The organism is Thioclava sp. IC9 (genome assembly GCF_002213225.1).
GTDB classification, from domain to species: domain Bacteria; phylum Pseudomonadota; class Alphaproteobacteria; order Rhodobacterales; family Rhodobacteraceae; genus Thioclava; species Thioclava nitratireducens.
Genome location: NZ_NBNX01000004.1, coordinates 149,620 through 169,999, shown reverse-complemented (window position 1 = coordinate 169,999; position 20,380 = coordinate 149,620). Strand labels below are relative to the sequence as shown.

The 20,380-nt window shown below is 62.8% G+C and carries 22 protein-coding genes and 1 tRNA gene; 6 read left to right on the top strand and 17 right to left on the bottom strand.

Annotated elements, in window-relative coordinates; translation table 11 throughout:
* The first annotated feature begins 64 nt into the window (after nt 1-64).
* The 3 genes from B6V76_RS12180 to mtgA all read left to right on the top strand — a co-directional run bounded on the left by B6V76_RS12180 (nt 65) and on the right by mtgA (nt 2,467).
* The gene (locus tag B6V76_RS12180) at nt 65-640 is read left to right on the top strand and encodes a DUF1269 domain-containing protein (protein WP_075775161.1); all 576 of its coding nucleotides are present in this window, start codon (nt 65-67) and stop codon (nt 638-640) included.
* A gap of 131 nt (nt 641-771) precedes the next feature.
* Nucleotides 772-1,689 carry a Hint domain-containing protein gene (locus B6V76_RS12175; RefSeq protein WP_088727560.1) on the top strand — a complete coding sequence of 306 codons (918 nt, stop codon included), beginning with the start codon at nt 772-774 and terminating at the stop codon, nt 1,687-1,689.
* A 31-nt stretch (nt 1,690-1,720) separates the two neighbouring features.
* Nucleotides 1,721-2,467, top strand: a complete 747-nt coding sequence (gene mtgA, locus B6V76_RS12170; RefSeq protein ID WP_075775159.1) for a monofunctional biosynthetic peptidoglycan transglycosylase — start codon at nt 1,721-1,723, stop codon at nt 2,465-2,467.
* Here the strand turns inward: mtgA and B6V76_RS12165 are convergent, their stop codons facing one another.
* From B6V76_RS12165 to B6V76_RS12150, 4 genes are read right to left on the bottom strand one after another with little or no spacing between them, the layout of a single operon-like run.
* Entirely contained in the window at nt 2,468-3,034 is a 567-nt protein-coding gene (locus B6V76_RS12165; RefSeq protein ID WP_233243064.1) for a DUF3833 domain-containing protein, read from the bottom strand.
* Between the two features lies 1 nt (nt 3,035).
* Nucleotides 3,036-4,199: a cyclopropane-fatty-acyl-phospholipid synthase family protein gene (locus B6V76_RS12160; RefSeq protein WP_088727694.1), complete on the bottom strand. Its 1,164-nt coding sequence runs from the start codon at nt 4,197-4,199 to the stop codon at nt 3,036-3,038.
* Entirely contained in the window at nt 4,199-4,951 is a 753-nt protein-coding gene (locus B6V76_RS12155; RefSeq protein WP_088727559.1) for a DUF1365 domain-containing protein, read from the bottom strand. Before B6V76_RS12155 ends, B6V76_RS12160 begins: the two co-directional genes overlap by 1 nt.
* Entirely contained in the window at nt 4,948-6,258 is a 1,311-nt protein-coding gene (locus B6V76_RS12150) for an FAD-dependent oxidoreductase (protein WP_088727558.1), read from the bottom strand. The genes B6V76_RS12155 and B6V76_RS12150 overlap by 4 nt, the downstream gene beginning before the upstream one ends.
* A 190-nt stretch (nt 6,259-6,448) precedes the next feature.
* On the opposite strand from B6V76_RS12150, the gene B6V76_RS12145 reads away from it, so the two are divergent.
* Nucleotides 6,449-7,036: a sigma-70 family RNA polymerase sigma factor gene (locus B6V76_RS12145; protein ID WP_075775156.1), complete on the top strand. Its 588-nt coding sequence runs from the start codon at nt 6,449-6,451 to the stop codon at nt 7,034-7,036.
* Nucleotides 7,033-7,671: a ChrR family anti-sigma-E factor gene (locus tag B6V76_RS12140; RefSeq protein ID WP_075775155.1), complete on the top strand. Its 639-nt coding sequence runs from the start codon at nt 7,033-7,035 to the stop codon at nt 7,669-7,671. The genes B6V76_RS12145 and B6V76_RS12140 overlap by 4 nt, the downstream gene beginning before the upstream one ends.
* A gap of 4 nt (nt 7,672-7,675) precedes the next feature.
* Here B6V76_RS12140 and B6V76_RS12135 read toward each other — a convergent pair whose 3' ends face one another.
* The 8 genes from B6V76_RS12135 to leuB all read right to left on the bottom strand — a co-directional run bounded on the left by B6V76_RS12135 (nt 7,676) and on the right by leuB (nt 14,331).
* Nucleotides 7,676-8,584, bottom strand: coding sequence for a glycosyltransferase (locus B6V76_RS12135; RefSeq protein ID WP_088727557.1), 909 nt, complete (start codon nt 8,582-8,584; stop codon nt 7,676-7,678).
* A gap of 6 nt (nt 8,585-8,590) precedes the next feature.
* Nucleotides 8,591-9,457, bottom strand: a complete 867-nt coding sequence (gene rfbA / locus B6V76_RS12130) for a glucose-1-phosphate thymidylyltransferase RfbA (RefSeq protein WP_088727556.1) — start codon at nt 9,455-9,457, stop codon at nt 8,591-8,593.
* Nucleotides 9,457-10,302, bottom strand: coding sequence for a dTDP-4-dehydrorhamnose reductase (gene rfbD / locus B6V76_RS12125; RefSeq protein ID WP_088727555.1), 846 nt, complete (start codon nt 10,300-10,302; stop codon nt 9,457-9,459). Before rfbD ends, rfbA begins: the two co-directional genes overlap by 1 nt.
* On the bottom strand, nt 10,299-11,336 hold the full coding sequence (gene rfbB, locus B6V76_RS12120) for a dTDP-glucose 4,6-dehydratase (RefSeq protein ID WP_088727554.1): 1,038 nt from the start codon (nt 11,334-11,336) through the stop codon (nt 10,299-10,301). The genes rfbD and rfbB overlap by 4 nt, the downstream gene beginning before the upstream one ends.
* A complete protein-coding gene (gene rfbC / locus B6V76_RS12115; protein ID WP_166504593.1) occupies nt 11,333-11,905 on the bottom strand; it encodes a dTDP-4-dehydrorhamnose 3,5-epimerase in 573 nt (190 codons plus the stop codon). The genes rfbB and rfbC overlap by 4 nt, the downstream gene beginning before the upstream one ends.
* A 98-nt stretch (nt 11,906-12,003) precedes the next feature.
* Nucleotides 12,004-12,080: transfer RNA gene (locus tag B6V76_RS12110), tRNA-Pro, on the bottom strand.
* Nucleotides 12,081-12,132: 52 nt separating this feature from the next.
* A complete protein-coding gene (locus tag B6V76_RS12105) occupies nt 12,133-13,110 on the bottom strand; it encodes a DMT family transporter (RefSeq protein WP_075776754.1) in 978 nt (325 codons plus the stop codon).
* 117 nt (nt 13,111-13,227) lie between these two features.
* A complete protein-coding gene (leuB, locus tag B6V76_RS12100; protein WP_088723490.1) occupies nt 13,228-14,331 on the bottom strand; it encodes a 3-isopropylmalate dehydrogenase in 1,104 nt (367 codons plus the stop codon).
* 216 nt (nt 14,332-14,547) lie between these two features.
* On the opposite strand from leuB, the gene B6V76_RS12095 reads away from it, so the two are divergent.
* On the top strand, nt 14,548-15,468 hold the full coding sequence (locus tag B6V76_RS12095; RefSeq protein ID WP_075776752.1) for a hypothetical protein: 921 nt from the start codon (nt 14,548-14,550) through the stop codon (nt 15,466-15,468).
* Here the strand turns inward: B6V76_RS12095 and B6V76_RS12090 are convergent.
* From B6V76_RS12090 to leuC, 5 genes are all read right to left on the bottom strand, one after another.
* The gene (locus B6V76_RS12090) at nt 15,432-16,421 is read right to left on the bottom strand and encodes an endonuclease/exonuclease/phosphatase family protein (protein ID WP_346426011.1); all 990 of its coding nucleotides are present in this window, start codon (nt 16,419-16,421) and stop codon (nt 15,432-15,434) included. The two genes, B6V76_RS12095 and B6V76_RS12090, sit on opposite strands and share 37 nt — an antisense overlap.
* Before the next feature lie 44 nt (nt 16,422-16,465).
* On the bottom strand, nt 16,466-17,293 hold the full coding sequence (locus tag B6V76_RS12085; protein ID WP_075776750.1) for a hypothetical protein: 828 nt from the start codon (nt 17,291-17,293) through the stop codon (nt 16,466-16,468).
* A gap of 272 nt (nt 17,294-17,565) precedes the next feature.
* Nucleotides 17,566-18,078 carry a DUF308 domain-containing protein gene (locus B6V76_RS12080; RefSeq protein ID WP_166504592.1) on the bottom strand — a complete coding sequence of 171 codons (513 nt, stop codon included), beginning with the start codon at nt 18,076-18,078 and terminating at the stop codon, nt 17,566-17,568.
* A 126-nt stretch (nt 18,079-18,204) separates the two neighbouring features.
* The gene (gene leuD, locus B6V76_RS12075) at nt 18,205-18,810 is read right to left on the bottom strand and encodes a 3-isopropylmalate dehydratase small subunit (protein WP_075776748.1); all 606 of its coding nucleotides are present in this window, start codon (nt 18,808-18,810) and stop codon (nt 18,205-18,207) included.
* Between the two features lie 12 nt (nt 18,811-18,822).
* Complete coding sequence (gene leuC / locus B6V76_RS12070; RefSeq protein ID WP_075776747.1) at nt 18,823-20,244, bottom strand: 3-isopropylmalate dehydratase large subunit; 1,422 nt, start codon at nt 20,242-20,244, stop codon at nt 18,823-18,825.
* Nucleotides 20,245-20,380 lie beyond the last annotated feature (136 nt).

The window sequence follows — 20,380 nt, the reverse complement described above, 5'->3', positions numbered from 1 at the left end:
CCTCACGGAACCGTTTCAAAGGGCGAGACAGATGTCTCGCCCTTTGTTCTGTCTGGAGGTAACGATGTCCGAATTACTGGTGATGGCGCATGAAACGGAAGCCGCCGGTTTCGCGATGCGCGAGGAACTGACCGCCCTCGAGAAAGAGGGATTTTTCCGGTCGCAGGACATTGTCGTCGTGACCCGCGAGCAAAGCGGCGCGGTCCGGGTCCATGAGAACAGCAATACGGTCGCCCTCGGCGCGATCGGCGGCGCGGTCTGGGGCGGCGTCCTCGGGTTGGTTTTCCTGTCGCCACTGGTCGGGGCAGTAGTGGGCGCCGGGGCCGGGGTGATCTCGGGCAAGTTCACGGATGTCGGGCTGAATACCTCCTTCCTGCGCGAGGCGGGAGAGAGCCTGCCGGAAGGCGGCTCTGCGGTTTTCATCATGCTTAAGAAAGCCAGCGCCGCCGAAGTGCTCGACCGAATGCGGACACTGGGCCATGCAAGCGGCCGCGTGCTGCAGATTCCCCTGCCGGAAGATTTCCACGAACGGCTGGAAGTCGCGCTCTCCTCCGGGGGCACCACGGCCTTCACCGGCGAGGAAATCAGCGAAGGCTCGACCGGCAGCCTTGCTCGTATGGTCGGCCCCTCTGCGCTCTGAATTGGCCCGTCGCCGGGCTGCCACTTTTTAATCCTGTGTTAATTTTGCGCCTTACAGGCGCCTTCGTGTCGCCCAGATCGCTGCTTACCACGTAACGAATAACCAATAATAACGTTACCAGGGCAGTAAAGATGGCGACTTATTACGATCAGTTCTACGTCATGGACCCGGGCAATCCGCCCACCGCAGGCACCGTCCTGTCTCCGACGACATTCGAAATCGTCGACAGGAACAACGACAACTGGATATCAAGCAGCAACGGTGCCCGCGACACGATCAACGGCCAACGCGTCACCGATGTCTGGCGCGGCGACACGATCACGATCGAACGTGCGAACGGCGTGCAGGAAACGATCACCGGCGATACGTTCTACCTGCGCGACGGGACGGCCGTGTTTACGCCCTCGGACGGTACGATCCTCCACAACGCGACCTTCGTCAGCTCGACCTACGTCACGCAAAGCACGCAGGCCCCTGTCGGCGACCTCGGACCCGCCTGTTTTCTCGCCGGCACGCGGATCGAGACACCCACTGGTCCGCGTGCGGTCGAAACGCTCTCGGCAGGCGATCTCGTCTCAACCGAAGACGAAGGGCCGCAGCCGCTCCTTTGGGCGGGGGGACGGGTCTGCCGTGGCGCCGGCCTTTACGCGCCGGTCCGCTTCGCCGCCGGTGCCATTGGCAACGAACGTCCGCTCTACGTATCGCAGGAACACCGGATGTTGCTGCGCGGCTGGCGCGCCGAGATCGCCTGCGCGGATAGCGAGGTGCTGATCGCCGCAAAGCATCTGGTGAATGGCAAAAGCGTGCGGATCGAGCCGAGGGCAACCGTCCACTATCGCCATCTGCTTTTCGCGCGGCATCATATTCTGATTGCCGAAGGTGCGCCGAGCGAGAGCCTCTTTCCAGGGAACATGATCCTCGACGAAGATCGCGACCTCGCGCAGGAGATCCGCACCGCGTGGACAGCCGTCTCAGACGCACCGATCGAAACCATGGTAACGGCGCGACAGGTGGCACGCGGGCCGGAATTGGCGCTCCTTGTCGCTTGACCCCTCGGGGCGCGCTGTGACTTATACGCGCATGGCAAAGAGCACGAAAAAAACGGGCAGAAAGCCCGCCAAACGCAGCACGAAATCGAGTGTCTCCACCCGCATGCGAGCGCCGTTTCGCGGCGCTCTTAAATGGGCGCTGCGCGGCCTGCTCGGTCTCGTCGCGCTCGTGCTCGTGCTTATGGTTCTTTTCAAGTTCGTTAACCCACCGACCACCTGGACGATTTGGAGCGAACGCCAGCGGCTCGGTGCGGTGGATCAGAAATGGGTGCCGCTCGAGGATATTGCGCCGGTGCTTGCCCGGTCGGTCGTCGCGGCGGAGGATGCCAATTTCTGCAATCACTGGGGCTTCGACATGCGCGCGATCCGCAAGGCGATCGACGATGGCGCCAATCGCGGCGCCTCGACGATCACCCAGCAGACCGTGAAGAACGTGTTTCTCTGGCAGGGCCGAAGCTGGCTGCGCAAGGCGCTGGAGGCGTCTATGACACCGCTCGCCGAAGCGATCTGGGGCAAGAGACGGATTTTGGAAATCTATCTTAACGTCGCCGAGTTCGATGAGGGAGCGTTCGGGGTGGATGCTGCGGCGCATCGCTATTTCCGCAGCACACCCGACAAGCTGAGCGCCCGGCAATCCGCGCTGATCGCAGGCGTCCTGCCGGACCCGAAGGACCGTTCGGCAGCGAAGCCCGGCAGCTTCCTGTCGCGCCGCGCGCGTTCGATCATGGATGGCGCGGCGACGATCCAGAAAGACGGCCGCGCCAGTTGCTTCGAGTGATCATTCGGCCGGTTCGGTCATCGGCCGCATGACCGCGAACAGCTCCGCCACCTTGATGCCGAATTTGCGCATCTGCGACCGGTTCAGAAGCGTCCCGTCCGGCATCAGGTAAATCCAGTCGGTCACGTCGAGCACATGGCCGCCCGCGTCTTCCGGCAGCCGCAGCCGGTACCGCATCCGCAGCGCGTTGCCCGACTGCTCCATCTCGGCGCGACCTTCGATATCGTCGGCGGTCGAGCTGATTTCGCCGTTCGGCCCGAACTGAATATTCCATGCCCGGCTCTGGCGACGCCCTGAGGCATATTCGAACTCTTCCTCGATTACGCCACCGTCATTGGTGAACCGCCCCGTCATCACAGCGCGGAAGCGGGAGGTGACGCGGCCGTCGGGCCCGTAGATCATGCCGTGCGCCTCGACAGGACCGTCGAAGGCCCGCCGGATGTCGAATTCTGGGCTCTCTGCCGCGTAATCCGCAGATTTCTGCGCCGGGAAAGAGAAGAAGAAGTGTCGGACCAGCAAAGCCGCAAAGATCAGGGCCGCGACGACAATTAACAATTTCAGCATCATGTTAAGCCCTCGCATGTGCCAGTTGCACCTGAACGACATCGGTATGGCCGACCGCGAAAGCCGCCGCGCAGGCTTCGAGATAGTAGGCCCAGTTGCGCAGGAATTCCGGGCCAAAGCCCAACTCGGCAGCCCGCGCGCTGCGCTCTTTCAAGCGGGCGGCCCATTGCCGGCAGGTTTCGGCATAGTCCTGCCCGAAAGCGAAGCTGTCCTTCACCGCCAGGCCCGCCTTTGCCGCCTGATCCCGGATCACGCCGTCCGACAGGAGCATCCCGCCGGGGAAGGTGTATTGCCGGATGAAATCCGAGGTCTCGCGATATTTCGGAAAGTAGGAATCAGACACTGTTATGGCCTGAATCATTGCCGAACCGCCCTCCGCCAGCCGCTCTTTCAGAGTACGGAAATAGTTCGGCCAGTAGCGCTCTCCGACCGCTTCGATCATCTCGATGGAGACGATATGATCGAACTGCCCCGGCGTACGGCGATAGTCCTGAAGCCGGATATCCGCGCGCCCGTCGAGCCGCGCATCGGCATAGCCTTTCTGACTGGGCGAGATCGTGATGCCGGTGACGTGGCGCCCCTGCTCGGCCGCGCGTTCGGCGAAATGTCCCCAGCCGCAGCCGATCTCCAGAACCTGCTCCCCCTCGCCCATCCGATCGAGAATGCGATCGAGCTTGCGGTTTTGGGCCCGGTGCAGATCGCTGTCGCCCGGCGCGAAAAGCGCCGACGAATAGCTCATCCCTTCATCGAGCCAGAGTTGATAAAACTCATTTCCGACATCGTAATGCGCCCGAATGTTGCGCGAAGCGCCACGCAGCGAATTGGCCCGCATCAACCGGTCGATCAGGCGGAATTTCAGGTTCGACCAGAAGCCCGCATAGGCATAGCCGTCGACCACATCGAGGTTCTTCAGCGCGAGAGAAAGAAGCGACTCGATAGAGGAGGTTTCCCATAGCCCCGCAATATAGGCCTCGCCAAGGCCGACATCGCCGCGAGACGCCATCGCCACCACGGCTTGCCAGTCGCGGATTTCCATATCGGCCTGCGGCTCTCCGTGACCAAAGCGGCGAGCGGTGCCGTCGGGCAGGCGCAAATAGAGCGTCCCATGCTCGATCTTCTCGCATGTGGCGAGGAATTCGCTGCGGATGCGGTTGGTCAGGAAAGGCATCATTGGCTGATCTCCTCGGTCGGGGGTGTGGGCCGCGGCAGGTAGCGGGCGCCTTTGAGCTTGAGCCGCAGGGCCTGCCAGTAGATCAGGCCGAGCGTGCGAATTGGGGTGAGCGGACGGCGCAGCGCCATCCCGAGAAGTGCCGCCGAGGTGAGTGGACGCCGGTCGGTCACGAGGGTCGCAACCACGCCTTCTTCTCCATTTCGGTGGTCGATGCGGATGCGGATATGTTCCGCCCGGATATCGAAGCGGAAGCGATACTCGCCCGCGATCGTCTGGAACGGGGAAACATGGAAGATCTTCGCGGCGTGAAGCTCGGTTTCCGCAGAAATAGGGTCGAAATCGGGGGTGGCGCAGAGATAGGAGTGCCGATCACCGAAAGTGTTGTTCACCTCCGCGATAACGGCGCGCAGGTCGTCTTGCGCATCATAGGCCAGCCAGAAATTCACAGGGTTGAACCCCGCCCCGAGAATTTTCGGTTGGGTCAGAAGGCGGAGCTTCGCGATCTCCGGCGCACCGAGCCGAGAGAGCTGCTTGCGGACCCACTCCTCGCCTTCCCCATGATGAGGCGTCCCACCATAATCCTTGTCCTGCACCGTCGCGAGGTTGCGCCCACGTCGTGAGAATACTCTTGGCCAGGGGCCCCGCGAATCCGGATCGATCAGCACGTAATCGACGTGATAGCGGAACTGGTGGGCAATCGCGCCCCGCCGCGCATGGACCGTGTGACCGGGACAGAATTCGCCACTCATGCGGGCACCTTCTCGAACTTGATCTGCGGCTGCGCCCCGCGATTGAGCTCGCGCGCAACCCGAACGGCCGAGGCGAATCCGTCCTCGTGGAAGCCATGACGTAGCCACGCCCCTGCAAACCAGGTCCGATTCAGACCCTGTATCGCCTGGATTTCGCCCTGCGCCCGCAACGCCGCGCGGTCGAAGACCGGGTGCCAGAAGACCTCATGGTCGTAGATCTTTTCCTCGGCAATTGGTGTGTCGGGGTTCAGTGTGACAAAGAGCGGATCGCGCTCGGGGATGTTCTGCAACTTGTTCATCCAATAGGTCACACCAAGCCGCGTCTCGCTCGCACGGGTCTGCGCCTGGTAGACCCAGCTCGACCAACAAGCGCGCCGACGCGGCATCTGCGCCTCGTCGCGATGAAGATATACATCGTTTGGCTGATAGCGGACCGCCGAAAGCGCGGCCTGCTCCTGCGGGGTCGGCTTGGCCAGCAGCTTGAGCGCCTGATCGGAATGGGTGGCGATGATCACCTGGTCGAACTGATCCGGAAGGGCCTTTTCCGCCAGAATGGCGACCGAATTTCGCTCCCGCTTGATCGCGGTGACCGGGGTACCGGTGCGGAATTCGACACCACGCAGACGCAAGGCCGCCTCCAGCCGCTTTACATATTCGATCGACCCGCCCGAGACTGTCCACCACTGATGCTGACCGGTCGCCGACAACAGCGCGTGGTTCTCGAAGAAGCGCAGCAGGCTTTTCGCGGGAAACGCGCCGATCTGATCGGCGGGCGTGGACCAGATCGCCCCGCAAATCGGCAGCAGGTAATAGCGCCGGAACCAGTCGCCTAAGTTCAACTCGTCCAGCAGGCCGTCGATCGTCACGTCGTCACTCTGCGCGACCGAGACGGCTTTCGCATTGAACTTCGCGATATCCGCGACCATCCGCAGAAAGCCCGGCCGGGCGAGGTTGCGCTTTTGCGCCACAAGGCTGTTCAGATCGCGCAGCGCATATTCGATGCGGCCTTGATCGATCGTCACGCCAAAGCTCATGTCGGATTTCTCGACGGGCACGTCGAGCTCGGAGAACAGGCGCGTCAGATGGGGATAATTCGCGTAGTTGAAGACGATGAAACCGGTATCGACCGGCTGATCGCCGTTGCGCCCCGCGACGATCGTCCGCGAATGCCCACCGAGCCGCGGCTCCGCCTCGTAGACGGTAACGCGGTTCTGCGGCGCGAGTTGCCACGCCGCGGCCAGACCGGAAATCCCCGAGCCGATGATCGCGATGCGTTGCGCCTGTGGATGCACGGCATCAAATGACATTCGAATTCTCCCAAGCTCTTGAAGGCTTAACGGTGCATATTACCGTTTGGATCAGAAGTTTTTTCGCGACTCATGTGAACCAGATTCCCATAAGCTGCGTATCGGTCACATGCTGAGAGATGCGACCATCAACTTCGACACCACGGGGACCCCGCCAATCGCGGCGGGACATACCTTTGCCGGGAAGAGTATGGACGACAAGAATTCAGCGAAACCTACGCCAGAGGCGGCATGCGAGCAGACCGACTGGCTCGTCGCCGTTCGTGACAGGCGTGACAAAATGGCCTTCGCGCGGCTTTACGATCACTTCTCGCCGCGACTGAAGGGGATGCTGGTGCGCTCTGGCATGTCGCAGGCGGCGGCGGAGGATGTGGTGCAGGACGTGATGCTCACGATCTGGCGCAAGGCTCATCTTTACGACGAGACGCGGGCGCGCGCCTCGGCATGGATCTACCGAATTGCGCGCAATCGGCAGATCGATGTGATCCGAAGACGGCCCCGGCCCGTTCCAGACGAGCTGGTCGCCGAAGCGGAAACGCGGGAAACCCGAGAAGCCGACGCGGCGATCGGGTTGGAACAGGAAGCGGCGCAACTGCGTGAAGCGATCAAGGCTCTGCCCGAAGCGCAGCGCGACATTATCGAGCGGGCCTACGTGGGTGAACTCACACAGGCCGAAATACGCGAGGCAACAGGCCTCGCACTAGGGACGATCAAATCGCGGATCCGGCTCGCGCTGGAGAAGCTTAGACACGAGTTAAGGGATCTGAGAGACGAATGACGGAGATCACGCATCATTTGCCCGATTGGTTGGTTCGGTCTTACGCGACCGGCTCACTGGGTCATGCGTTTTCGCTGGTCGTCGCGGCGCATGTGAGCCAGTGCGACGAGTGTCGCGCACGGCTTGAAGCAGAGGAACTGGCAGGCGGGCTGGTTCTGGACGAGCTTGAAGGCATGGCGCCGAGCGACGATTTGCGGCGACGTGTGTTTGATGGGCTGGACGACGACGATGTGATCGTCGCGGCGCAACCCGCGCGCGCAGGAATCTATCCGGGCGCCGTGGTCGAGGCGATGGGTGCGGACAACCCGCGCTGGCGTGCCTTGGGCGGCGGCATCAAGCAGGCCATCCTGAGCGAGGACAAGGAGGGGTCGGCACGGCTTCTCTACATCCCGCCGGGAATGGCGGTGCCCGATCATACCCATGGCGGCCTGGAACTGACCATGGTTCTGCAGGGCTCCTTCTCGGACGAAACCGGGCGCTTTGGCGTGGGCGATGTGGAAGTGGCGGATGACGATCTCGACCACACGCCGATCGCGGGGATGGAAGATGTCTGCATCTGCCTCGCCGCGACCGATGCGCCGCTGAAGTTCAAGGGGCTCCTGCCGCGCCTTCTGCAGCCGATTTTCCGGATTTGAGACCCTAAATCAGCCGAAACACGGCCCCAATCCAAAGGGCAAGCGTAGACGCCCGGCTTTGGCGATAGAGCCTCAGCCGGGCGAATTCTTTCATTCGGGTCGAAAAATCTGCCTCGCGCATATTCAAGAAGCGGTTGAAAATGGTCCGGTTTTCGGGCGTGAACCGGTGCGCGGAGGCGGTAAGCGCCGCGCATTGGACATCGACCCAACCACGCCATTCACCCTTCAGGAGCCGCTTCAACCGAGAGAGCTTTGCACGCATCGTGAGGTTCGCACCTTCCGCGTTGCGGCCATGCTGTCGATAGAGAAGCGTAGGTTCCGCGTCATAGACGACCCGGACGCCGCAGCCAGTGAACAGTTGATAAATCCACCAGTCATGGCGCGGCGCGACCTGCAATTCGCGCGCCGCAGAGATGGCAAGCTCGGCCCCGGCCGGGTTCAGGAGGATCGTGTTACCGGCCGCGATATTCTGGACCAGAGCGTTACCGAACGATGGCCGATGTGGATGTCGCGCCGAAAGGTGTTTGTTTCCCAAATTAGCGTCACAGACCCATGTGCGGCTGCAATAGAGAGCAGGTTTACCCTCGTCCAAGGCCGCAATCCCCCGCGCGAGCCGATCCGGCAACCAAACATCATCCTGATCGCAGAAGGCGATGAACTCGGTCGTGGCGGGGTCCACGCCGCTTAGAAGAGATAGGAAATTCCCCCCCGCTCCTTTTTGCGGCCCGGCTACAATCCGTACCTCATGGCTCCGCGCGAACTCTGCCAATAGATCGTGTGCGGCATCGCTTCGGCTGTCGTCCCCAACAATCAGCCGCCACTCAGGATGCGTCTGCGTCGCGAGGCTTTCGAGCTGATCGCGCAACTCCGGGCCCGGATCGCGTGTCGCCATCAGGATCGTGACCCGTGTCATTGACCATCACTCGATCAGGCGCAGCAGATACTCGCCATAGCTGTTCTTGCCGAACTCATTCGCGCGATCTTTCAGTTGCTCGCCACTGATCCAGCCTTTCTCGAAGGCGATTTCATCCGGCGAGCCGCTTTGCAGCCCCTGTCGCTCTTCCAGCGTTCGCACGAAGTTCCCCGCATCGAGCAGGCTGCCATGTGTTCCAGTGTCGAGCCAGGCAAAGCCCCGGCCCATCTGCGCGACCGAGAGCGCGCCGTCATGTAGGTAGGTTTCGAGAAGCGAGGTGATCTCCAACTCGCCCCGAGCGGATGGCGTGATCGTCTTGGCGCGGTCCGGAGCGGTCTCGTCGAGGAAATAGAGCCCCGTGACCGCGAATTGCGAGGGCGGTACTTCGGGCTTCTCGATGATCGCACGCACTTTGCCGCTGTCGTCGAAATCCACCACTCCGTAGCGTTCGGGATCGCGGACGCGATAGCCGAAGACGGTGCCGCCCTCTGTTGTCGCATTCGCCGCTTTCAGGATCTCGCCGAGACCCGCCCCGAAGAAGATGTTGTCGCCCAGAACCATCGCCGAAGGGCTGCCCGCGAGAAAATCTTCAGCTAGCAGATAGGCCTGCGCCAGACCGTCGGGCGAGGGCTGGGTGATATAGGTCAGGCGCAGCCCCCATTGGCTGCCATCGCCGAGCGTGCGGATGAACTGCTCCTGATCATGCGGCGTGGTGATCACCGCGATCTCGCGAATACCGGCCAGCATCAGGGTGGTCAGCGGGTAGTAGATCATCGGCTTGTCGTAGACTGGCAGAAGCTGTTTTGAGACGCCCATCGTGATCGGATAGAGCCGCGTGCCCGAGCCGCCCGCCAGAATGATCCCCTTGCGCATCACTTCGCCCCCAATTCGGTCAAAACCTCGTCCAATCCCGACTTCCAATCGGGTCTATTCAAGCCGAACACAGCCAGATCGCTGCAGTCGAGCCGCGAGTTGAGCGGCCGTTTCGCGGGCGTCGGATAATCGGCGGTGGGGATATCCGCCACCGTCACCTCCCGCCCGGCCCGCGCGAAGATCTCCCGCGCAAGGCCTGCCCAGCTTACATCGGGAGAGCCTGAGAAATGGTAAACGCCGCTTTTCTCGGGCGCGCGCTGCAACTCTTGCGCCATCGTCAGGCAGGCCTCGGCAATCGCCTTGGCCGGGGTCGGGCCGCCGATCTGGTCGGCGACGATCGTCAGGTGATCGCGGCTCTCGGACAGGCGCAGCATCGTCTTCACGAAGTTCCCGCCATGTGCCGAAAAGACCCAACTCGTGCGCAGGATGGCGAAGGTTCCTCCTGTCGCGCGGATCGCCTGTTCTCCGGCGAGCTTGGTGCGGCCATAGGCACCCAGCGGTCCGGTCGGATCGGTCGGCTCGAACGGCGCCTCGCCCGAGCCGTCGAAGACGTAATCGGTGGAGATGTGAACGAAGGGAATGCCGAGGTCGCGGCAGGCTTCGGCCATCGCCGCGGGCGCGTCACCGTTGACGGTTTGGGCGAGCGCCTCTTCTTCTTCGGCCTTGTCGACAGCCGTATAGGCCGCGGCGTTGATTACCGCCTCGGGCTTGGCTTCCCGGATCGCCTGTGCGGCGGCGTCGGGATTGCTCAAATCGACCCTATCCCGGCCCAAGAACGCCGCATCGGGTGCGAGGCGCTGCAATTCCTGCGCGACTTGGCCGGTCTGTCCGAAGACGAGGATCATGCCTTGCCCAACCTTTCGCCGACGCCGTGCCGCCCCAGCAGCGGCCGCCACCAATCCTCGTTCTCGAGATACCAGCGCACGGTGCGCTCCAGCCCTTCCTCAACCGTCACGCTCGGCCGCCAGCCCAGCTCCTCGCGGATGCGGGTCGGGTCGATCGCGTAGCGCGCATCGTGGCCGGGGCGATCGGTGACGAAGGTGATCAGCTCGGAATAGGGCGCGTCGCCCGGACGCAGCTTGTCGAGAATGGTGCAGATCGTCTGGACCAGCTCGAGGTTCGACCGCTCGTTCTCGCCGCCGATATTGTAGCTGCGACCCAAGGCGCCCTTCTCGAGCACGAGAAGCAGCGCATCGGCGTGATCTTCCACATAGAGCCAGTCGCGCACGTTCGAGCCGTCGCCATAGATCGGCAGCGGCTTGCCCGCGAGCGCGTTCAGGATCACGACCGGGATCAGCTTTTCCGGGAAGTGATAGGGGCCGTAATTGTTCGAGCAGTTCGTGAGCACGACCGGCAGGCCGTAGGTCTCGTGCCAGGCGCGCACGAGATGGTCCGAGCCCGCTTTCGAGGCTGAATAGGGACTGTTCGGAGCGTAGGGCGTCTCTTCGGTGAACTGGCCGGTGGCGCCGAGCGTGCCATAAACCTCGTCAGTCGAGATGTGATGGAAGCGGAAACTCTCGGGGCGGCCTTCACCCTCCCAGTAGGCACGCGCCGCCTGCAGCATGTTGTAGGTGCCCATCACGTTCGTCTCAATAAAGGCGCCGGGACCGTCGATCGAGCGATCCACATGGCTTTCGGCCGCGAAATGCATCACCGCGTCGGGCTTGTGACGGTCGAAGATCGCCGCCAAAGCCTCGGGGTCGCGGATATCGGCCTGCTCGAACGCATAAAGCGGGCTGCCCGAGACGGGCGCGACATTCTCGAGGCAGGCGGCATAGGTCAGCGCGTCGAGGTTCACGACCTCATGGCCTCGCGAGACGGCGAGGCGGACGACGGCGGAGCCGATGAACCCGGCACCCCCGGTGACGAGGATCTTCATGCTGCGCCCTCCCAGGTGAAGGGGCTGTCGAAGGTAGCGAAAAGAGGTGCCTCGGCATCCTTGCCGGACAAAACAGGCTCTGTTCCTGCGGAAAGCGGCCAGTCTATGCCCAGATCGGGATCGTCCCAGCGGATCGCGCCTTCACAGTCGGGAGCGTAGTAATCCGAGCATTTGTAGACGATCTCGGTGCCCGGCTCGAGCGTCACGAACCCATGCGCAAAGCCCGCCGGGATCAGCAGCTGCTTGCCGTTCTCGAAGCTCAGCTCGGTGCCGAACCATTGCCCGTAAGTCGGGCTGCCCTTGCGGATATCAACCGCGACATCCCAGAGCCGCCCGCGTCCGCAGCGCACCAGTTTCGCCTGAGCATGGGGTGGCGCCTGAAAATGCAGCCCGCGCACCGTGCCCACGGCCTCCGAGACCGAATGGTTATCCTGCACAAACTCGATATCGATCCCGGCCTCGGCAAATCGCTTCGCCGAATAGCTCTCGGAAAAAAACCCGCGGTGATCGCCGAATCGCTTCGGGGTGATCACCAGAACGCCGCTAAGGGGTGTTGCTTCGACCTGCATGCGCCCTGCCTTCATTGCTTCGGGAAAGTTGTGCCAAAGCACGGGCCGAAAGGCCAGCGACATCGCCAAAAGGCAAGGAATCAGGGAAAATCGGGAAATGGTCGGAGCGAGAGGATTCGAACCTCCGACCCCCTGCTCCCGAAGCAGGTGCGCTACCAGGCTGCGCTACGCTCCGACCGTGGGCGGGGAATTAGCGGCTTGCGCGGAGTTTTGCAAGGGGGTCTTGATCAGCTTCTTGAATTGGGTGCGCGAAGGCCCAAAACGCGGCCCAGAAGCGACGAACGCGGCGCGGTCGCGGTTTCCGAACGTCCCCGCGTGCGCAGCACCGGCTGGTTCGTGGAGACGCGGGTCTCGCGGATCACGATGTAGATGCCGGACAGGATCACGACGCCGGCGCCGACGAGCGTCGGGATATCCACGCTCTCGTGGAAAATGATCCAGCCGTAAAAGACAGCCCAGAGGATCTGCGAATATTGCATCGGCGCGACGATTGCGGCCTCGCCCGCGCGATAGGCGAGGATTTGCAGGAACGACGCGGTCAGGCCGAACATCGCGATCACCGCCATCAAGCCGAGATCGGTAATCTGAAGCGGCTGCCAGACGAAGGGGAGAAGGATCGCCATGACGATCACGTTGCCCAGAAGCGGCGAGAGCAGGAGGACGACCGAGCGCTCCTCCGAACCGATCTTGCGCACGATCACCGAGGCGAGGGCGCCGGTCACCGCCGCCGTCATCGCCGCGAAATGGCCCGGCGCGAGTTCTGCCTGTCCGGGGCGCACCACGATCACCACGCCGATCAGGCCGAGGATGACAGCGGCCCAGCGGTGGATACCGACCCGCTCGCCGAGGATCGGGATCGAGAAGACGGTGACCAGCAGCGGCATCGCGAAGAGAAGCGGATAGACCTGCGCCAGTGGCAGGGTCGAGAAGGCGTAGAACGCGCAGAGCCCAGTGACGACGGTGGTGACGACACGCCCCACGACCCAACCGGGATGAACCGGGCGCAGGCTGCCCTCGCGCTTGTCGTTGAGCAGGATCACCGAGAGCAGCGGGAAGGATAGAAGCGCCGCGAAGAACACGATCTGAACCGGCGAATAGGTCTGGCCCAGATGTTTGATGATGACGTCATGCGTGGCGTAGATCGCCATCGATGTCAGGCCAAGCGCGGCGCCGCGCGCGTTTGATTTTCCGCCGAAATCGGGCATGGAAGGCTCCCGGTGTTATCGCTCGCATCTTGGGCGGATGTTCGGGAGTTGCAAGGCCGCGGCATGAAAAAGGCGCGAGCTTTCACCCGCGCCTTTTCATGAGACTTTTCTCTTGGATCAGAGCGAGGCGTCGAGCGCTTCGATGATCTTGTCGCCCATCTCGGCGGTCGAGACCGGGGTGCCGCCTTCGGGGCCCATCAGGTCCGCGGTGCGCACGCCATCGGCCAGCACTTTCTCGATCGCGTTTTCCAGGCGGGTCGCCTCGTCGCCCTGATCGAAGCTGTAGCGCAACGCCATCGCGAAGCTGAGAATACAGGCGATCGGGTTGGCCTTGCCCTGCCCCGCAATATCGGGCGCCGAACCGTGAACGGGCTCGTACATCGCTTTCGGGCGGCCATTCGCCATCGGCGCGCCGAGGCTCGCCGAAGGCAGCATCCCGAGCGAACCGGTCAGCATCGCCGCGCAGTCAGACAAGATGTCGCCGAACAGGTTGTCGGTGACGATCACGTCGAACTGCTTGGGCGCGCGCACGAGCTGCATCGCGCCGTTATCCGCATACATGTGGCTCAGTTCGACTTCCGGGTAGTCCTGACCGACGCGGGTCACGACTTCGCGCCAGAGGATGCCCGACTCCATCACGTTGGCTTTCTCCATCGAGCAGAGCTTCTTGTTGCGCTTCATCGCCAGTTCGAACGCGGCACGGGCGGCGCGCTCGATCTCGGACTCGGTGTAGCGCTGGGTGTTGATGCCGACGCGCTCGTTGCCTTCTTCGAAGATGCCGCGCGGCTCCCCGAAATAGACGCCCGAGGTCAGTTCGCGCACGATCATGATGTCGAGGCCTGCGACCACGTCCTTCTTCAGCGAAGAGAAATCGGCGAGCGCGTCGAAGCATTGCGCGGGGCGCAGGTTCGCAAACAGGTCCATCTCTTTGCGCAGACGCAGCAGGCCGCGCTCCGGCTTCACCGAGAAGTCGAGCGTGTCGTATTTCGGGCCACCCACGGCGCCGAGCAGAACCGCGTCCACTTCCTGCGCCTTCGCCATCGTCTCATCGGCCAGCGGCACGCCGTGCTTGTCATAGGCCGCGCCGCCGACGAGGTCTTCGCTCACGTCGAAGGCGAGGTCGCGCTTGGCACCGTACCAATCGATGACTTTGCGAACCTCGGCCATGACTTCAGGGCCGATCCCGTCGCCGGGCAGGATGAGGATGGAGGGGTTGGTCATTAGGATAATCTCCCGAGAAAACAGGGTCTCGAAGGGGGTATCCCCTGCCCGCGCCCTGGTCAAGCGGCACAGGTCGCGAAACCGTGTCTGGACGATCGGCAAGCGGTTGCCGAGGCTTCGGCGGGCTTTTGCGGATCAAGTGGTTGGCGAGTGGCCCCCGCGCGCGTATGAGCGCATGCTAGAGTTTAGAGCAGGCAGACGACACATGAGGGCGAAATGAATCGCAGGGTACTGATCCTGGGAATGGGCGGTTTGTTCGGATCAGCTGCGGCACGGTCCTTCCGAGCGGCTGGCTGGGACGTCGATCGCTATCGCCGGGGCACCGATATGGCGATCGCGGCGCGCGGCGCGCGGTGGATCGTGAATGCGATGAACCCGCCGAATTACCACGACTGGGCGAACCAGATCCCGCAGATCACCAAGCAGGTTCTGACCGCGTCGCGCGATAGCGGCGCATCGGTGATGGTGCCGGGCAACGTCTATGTCTACGGGCGCGAGCCGTCTCCGTGGAGCGCCTCGACCCCGCATCACGCCTGCACCCGCAAGGGCAATATCCGCGCCGAGATGGAGGCGCGCTATCGCGCCCATGCCGAGGAGGGCCGTTCGGTCGTGATCCTGCGCGGCGGCGATTTCATCAATGCCGAGGCGCCCGACACACTACTCAACCGGGTGATGCTGAAGGATTTGCGCAAGGGCAAGATCACCGCGCTCGGCAAGCCCGATGCGCAGCGCGTCTACGCCGATCTCGAGGACATGACACGTGTCGCGGTGCAACTTGCCGAGACCGAAGATCACTCGCCCGGTCTTCTCGATCTCGGGTTCCCCGGAACCCGGTTCTCCGTTCGCGAGCTGGCCGAGGAATTCTCCCGCCAGATGGGGCGCGACATCTCGATCAAGAAATTCCCGTGGACGGCGCTTCTGCTCGCATCGCCCGCGTGGGAACTGGCACGCGAACTACGCGAGATGCGCTACCTGTTCGACATGAGCCACGAAATCGACGGCACCGATTTCCACGCACGCTTCCCGGAATTCACGCCGAAGACGCTGCAGCGCGTGGTGTTCGAGCATCTCTATATCCGGGGCCTCAAGGTCGTGCCCGATCAGGGCAATACAATGTCGAGCCAGACCATCTTGTGACGCGAGGCGGCGCGTGCCGCCTCCGCCAAGGGCGCGCCCGGCTCGGGCCAGACGACGCCCGCCGCCTCTACATGCAGATCATTCGACGGCAGAACGTAGTCGAGCCGTAGGTTGCCCGGGCCGTCGTAATCGGCGGTATCAAGGCTCGAGTCGCCCCTATGATCAGGATCCGCCGCAGCTTTCGCTCCCGCACTCCGCGGCTGGGGGTCTTGGAAATGCGGACCGTTCAGCAGCAGATCGAGCGCATCGCGCCGCCCCTCCCCGTCCTTCGGGTCGAGGTTGGCGACGCCCATCAGGATCACCGGCGCTTCGGCCGGCAGCGCGTCGAGCTCCCCATCCAGATAGCGCAGCCAGAAGGCGATCTCGTCACGATTGCGGCGTCCGTTGCGATCTTCCGGCCCATCGAACACCGGCGGCGTCGCAGAGAAGGCCAGAAGATGAAGGCGCTCGCCCAACGGCAACTTGAGCGGCACGTCCCAATGCCCCGTCGAACTTAGGCGCTGCACCGCCATCGCCTCGGGCGACAGCGCCGCCCCGGCGATCCTCCCGTCGGGCAGGTCCTTCCACAGCATCCTGGAGAAGTCGCGCACATGATCGGCCTCGATCGGATAACGCGACAGAAGCGCCATGCCGCCCTGCCCCGGAAATCGTCCGTAGCCTTGGGCATCCCGCGCTTCGCCAAGCTTTCCATTGCCGTCGAGATCGACCCCGCTCGGCCAGCCGCTATTGGGGCGTGGCGCGAAAAGGTGCGGATAGGGCTGCGCGAGGCGTTCGTTCAGCGCCTCCAGCGACAGCCCGTCGAGATCCCAGTCGATCCCGGTCAGCAGCAGAACATCCGGCGCGATCGTGTCCACGATCCGCGTCGCCGCCGCGACCTGCGCCTCGCCTTTGCGGATATCTTTCAGAAGAAGGCCGGGACCCCGGCGCGACAGCCCAGCATCCCATGTCGCCACACGCAGAGTCTCTGCCGTTGCGGGCAGCGCGAAACAGAGCGCGATCAGGCCGGCAAGTAGTCGCTCGCCCCGGAGGCGAGACGCTTGTTCTCGATCATTTGCGCGACCCGGGCCAGCGCGATGCCGCGCATGAACAGGCTTGCGGGAAGGAAGGCCCATGCCGTCACCATCCAGATCATCGTGTGTGGCACTTCCAGCGTCACGATCACGAAACTGACCGAAACGAGTTTGAGCACCGCCGGAATAAGGAAGGGTAAAAGAAATCCGAGTGCAATGTTGAACCACGCGTCGCGGCGCAGGCGCTCGACCACGTCGCCGCCCGCGGTGGGGTCGAAGGTCGGCAGATTTACCCAGACGTTGAATTTGGTATGCGCCTGCGGCCAGCCCATGATCCGCATGACGATGACGAAATAGCCGAGGGTCAGCAGCGAGATCAGGTAGGCCATCCCCGCCGCGGTGCGCACCAGCGCGACCTGATGCAAAGAGGCATCCGCCGGAAGCGCGAGCTGCAATAGGCGCACGGGGCTGTAAGGCACGTCGATGGAGCTTGCGACCGTTGTGCCTAGAACCTCGATCAACCGGGTCAGCGTCGACGCGTGATATTGCGACTGTACCGCAAGAGAGAGCAGGCCGACGGTTAGAAACAGCGACATGAACCGAATGCGGTTGAAGGGCGGCGCATCGCGAAACTCGATCAGACCGGGATAGACCGAGGCGTATTCGAACAGGGTCAGCGCAAATCCGAACAGCGCCATCAACGCCACGATCTGGGCGGTGTCGCTACTGGTATCGGGCAGTATGAGCGCGGGGATGCAAATCACCACCGCAACGAGGATCGCGCGAAAGAGCGCCCCTGAGAGACGTGAAAACACAGTTACCCTACCCTTCCCTGCGGTCGGATTCGATACATTGCCGATCCTTTTACCCGCAAGACGCGCGCCAAATGTGACCCGCTGCCTCAAACTTGCCATGATTTTGCCCAAGTTCCCGATCCAAGCAAATACTGTTTTCAGACTCTCTGCCGTATTCGGGCGTTTTCTGGAAAGACCTGGTGCGACATTGCATCAATAAAGGTGCAAAATTGTGGCAAACTAGGGAGCGGAACCATATTTTGTGGATCAAGGGCTTAGCCGGTCAAAAGCCCTCAGGAGTCGCGACTGGCAAAGCCGAGTGCGGCAAGACCGACACCATCCGCGAGAAGCTGGATGCCCAGCAAAAGCCCGAGAATCTGCGTCGCGATCTGATCGAAGGCCGCGAAGATCAAAAGCCCGAGAAGGATCGAAACCGCGCCCGACAGGACCAGCATCCAGCGCAGGCGCGGCGCCGCGAGGCGCAGGCCGATCAGCAGGCGCAACGCCCCCATCAGCAGGAAGAGCACGCCGACCACCGCTGCGAGCGAGACCGTGCCGGACATCGGATCGGCGATCAGCCAGACGCCGACGACGATATTGAGAAGCGCGATCAGCCCGTGCCACGCGCGATGCGCCCCGCCTCGGTCGTTGAAGGCGAGCCACGCCTGCACCACCCCGGCAATCAGGAACAGTATGCCCACGAAGGTAGTCAGGGCCAGAGAGGTCGCGAAGGGATTCGTGATGGCCGCGACGCCGAGAACAATCAGCACGAGGCCGGTCATCAGAAACAGGGTCGAAACGGGCATCGCATCATCCTCTCGGTCTACGTCAAATGATGAACGATACCACGGGCGGTGCATTCCCGCGCCCCCTCCTCACGAAAAAAGCCGCCCGGGCCGGGGCGGCTTTTCCTGTTCTTATGGTATCGGGGATTACACCCAGGGACGCGCCTGATGCATCTGCGTCTCGAAGCTGTCGATGGCTGCGGCCTTTTCAAGCGTCAGGCCGATATCGTCGAGACCTTCGAGCAGGCAATGCTTCTTGAAAGCGTCGACGTCGAACTTGATCGTCTCGCCTTCCGAGGTCGTGATCTCCTGGTTCTCGAGATCGACGGTCATCCGCGCGTTCGAACCCTTCTCCGCATCCTTCATCAGGATATCGACCTGCTCCTGCGGCAGCACGATCGGCAACATCCCGTTCTTGAACGAGTTGTTGTAGAAGATGTCGGCGAAGGAGGTCGAGATGATCACCTTGATGCCGAAATCCGCGAGCGCCCACGGGGCGTGCTCACGCGAGGAGCCGCAGCCGAAGTTGTCGCCGACCACGAGGATCTGCGCTTCCCGATATTGCGGCTTGTTGAGAACGAAGTCGGGGTTCTCGTTCCCCTGACGGTCGTAACGCATCTCGTCGAACGCATGCACGCCGAGCCCGGTACGCTTGATGGTTTTCAGGAAACCCTTGGGGATGATCATATCGGTGTCGATATTGACCAGCGGCATGGGCGCGGCGATCCCGGTAACTTTTTCGAACTTTTCCATTCTCGTCGCTCCTTACGCGTCTTCCATTTCCATCAGCTTCCGAACATCCGTCAGATGACCGGTGACGGCAGCGGCGGCGGCCATGGCCGGGCTCATCAGATGGGTGCGGCCCTTGTAGCCCTGACGCCCCTCGAAGTTACGGTTCGAGGTCGACGCGCAACGCTCGCCCTCTGCCAGCTGGTCGGGGTTCATCGCGAGACACATCGAGCAGCCCGCCATGCGCCATTCGAACCCGGCGTCGAGGAAGATCTTGTCCAGACCCTCTTCTTCGGCCTGAGCCCGCACGAGACCCGAGCCCGGCACGACCATCGCGCGGACGCCGTCGGCCAGCTTGCGGCCTTTGACGACTTCGGCGGCGGCGCGCAGATCCTCGATCCGGCCGTTGGTGCACGAGCCGATGAAGACCACGTCGATCTTGATGTCAGTCAGCTTGGTGCCCGCTTCGAGGCCCATGTAGTCGAGCGCGCGCTTGGCCGCTTCGACCTTACCGCCCTTGAAGTCTTCCGGCGCGGGCACGGAGCCCGAGATCGGCAGCACGTCCTCGGGCGAAGTGCCCCAGGTCACGACGGGCTCGATCTCTTCGGCCTTGATGGTGACGACCTTGTCGAAATGCGCGCCCTCGTCGGTGTAGAGCTGCTTCCACCAATGCAGAGCCGCCTCCCATTGCGCGCCTTTCGGAGCGTGAGCCCGGCCTTTGACGTATTCGAAGGTCTTCTCGTCCGGCGCGATGAGGCCAGCGCGCGCGCCGCCTTCGATCGCCATGTTGCAGACGGTCATGCGGCCTTCCATCGACAGCTCGCGGATCGCTTCGCCGCAATATTCGATGACATGACCAGTGCCGCCGGCAGTGCCGGTCGCGCCGATGACCGACAGCGTGATGTCCTTGGCGGTGACGCCCGGACGCAGCTTGCCGGTGATCTCGACCTTCATGTTCTTCGACTTCGACTGGATCAGCGTCTGGGTCGCCAGAACATGCTCCACTTCCGAGGTACCGATGCCGTGAGCGAGCGCACCGAACGCGCCATGGGTCGCGGTGTGGCTGTCGCCGCAGACGACCGTCATGCCCGGCAGCGTCCAGCCCTGTTCAGGACCGACGATGTGCACGATGCCCTGACGCACGTCGGAGACCGGGTAATAGTTCACCCCGAAGTCCTTGGCGTTCTTGTCGAGCGCATCGACCTGAATCCGGCTTTCCTCGTTCTCGATCCCCTTCGCGCGGTCGAGCGTGGTCGGCACGTTGTGATCCGGTACGGCGATGGTTTTCTCCGGCGCGCGCACCTTGCGGCCCGCCATGCGCAGCCCTTCGAAGGCTTGCGGCGAGGTCACTTCGTGGACGAGGTGGCGGTCGATATAGAGCAGGCTGGTGCCGTCTTCGTCTTCGGACACGACATGCGCGTCCCAGATCTTGTCATAGAGGGTCTTCGGAGCAGACATGGCTCTCACTTTCTTTGGATGGCTGGCCTATAAAACGGCCGTTTGTCAGACATGGGACAGCAGGCGCAGATATGCGCCCGCGGGCGCAGAGCATCAAAGTCGTGCCAGCACCGAGCGGCTTTCGCCGTAGAAGCGC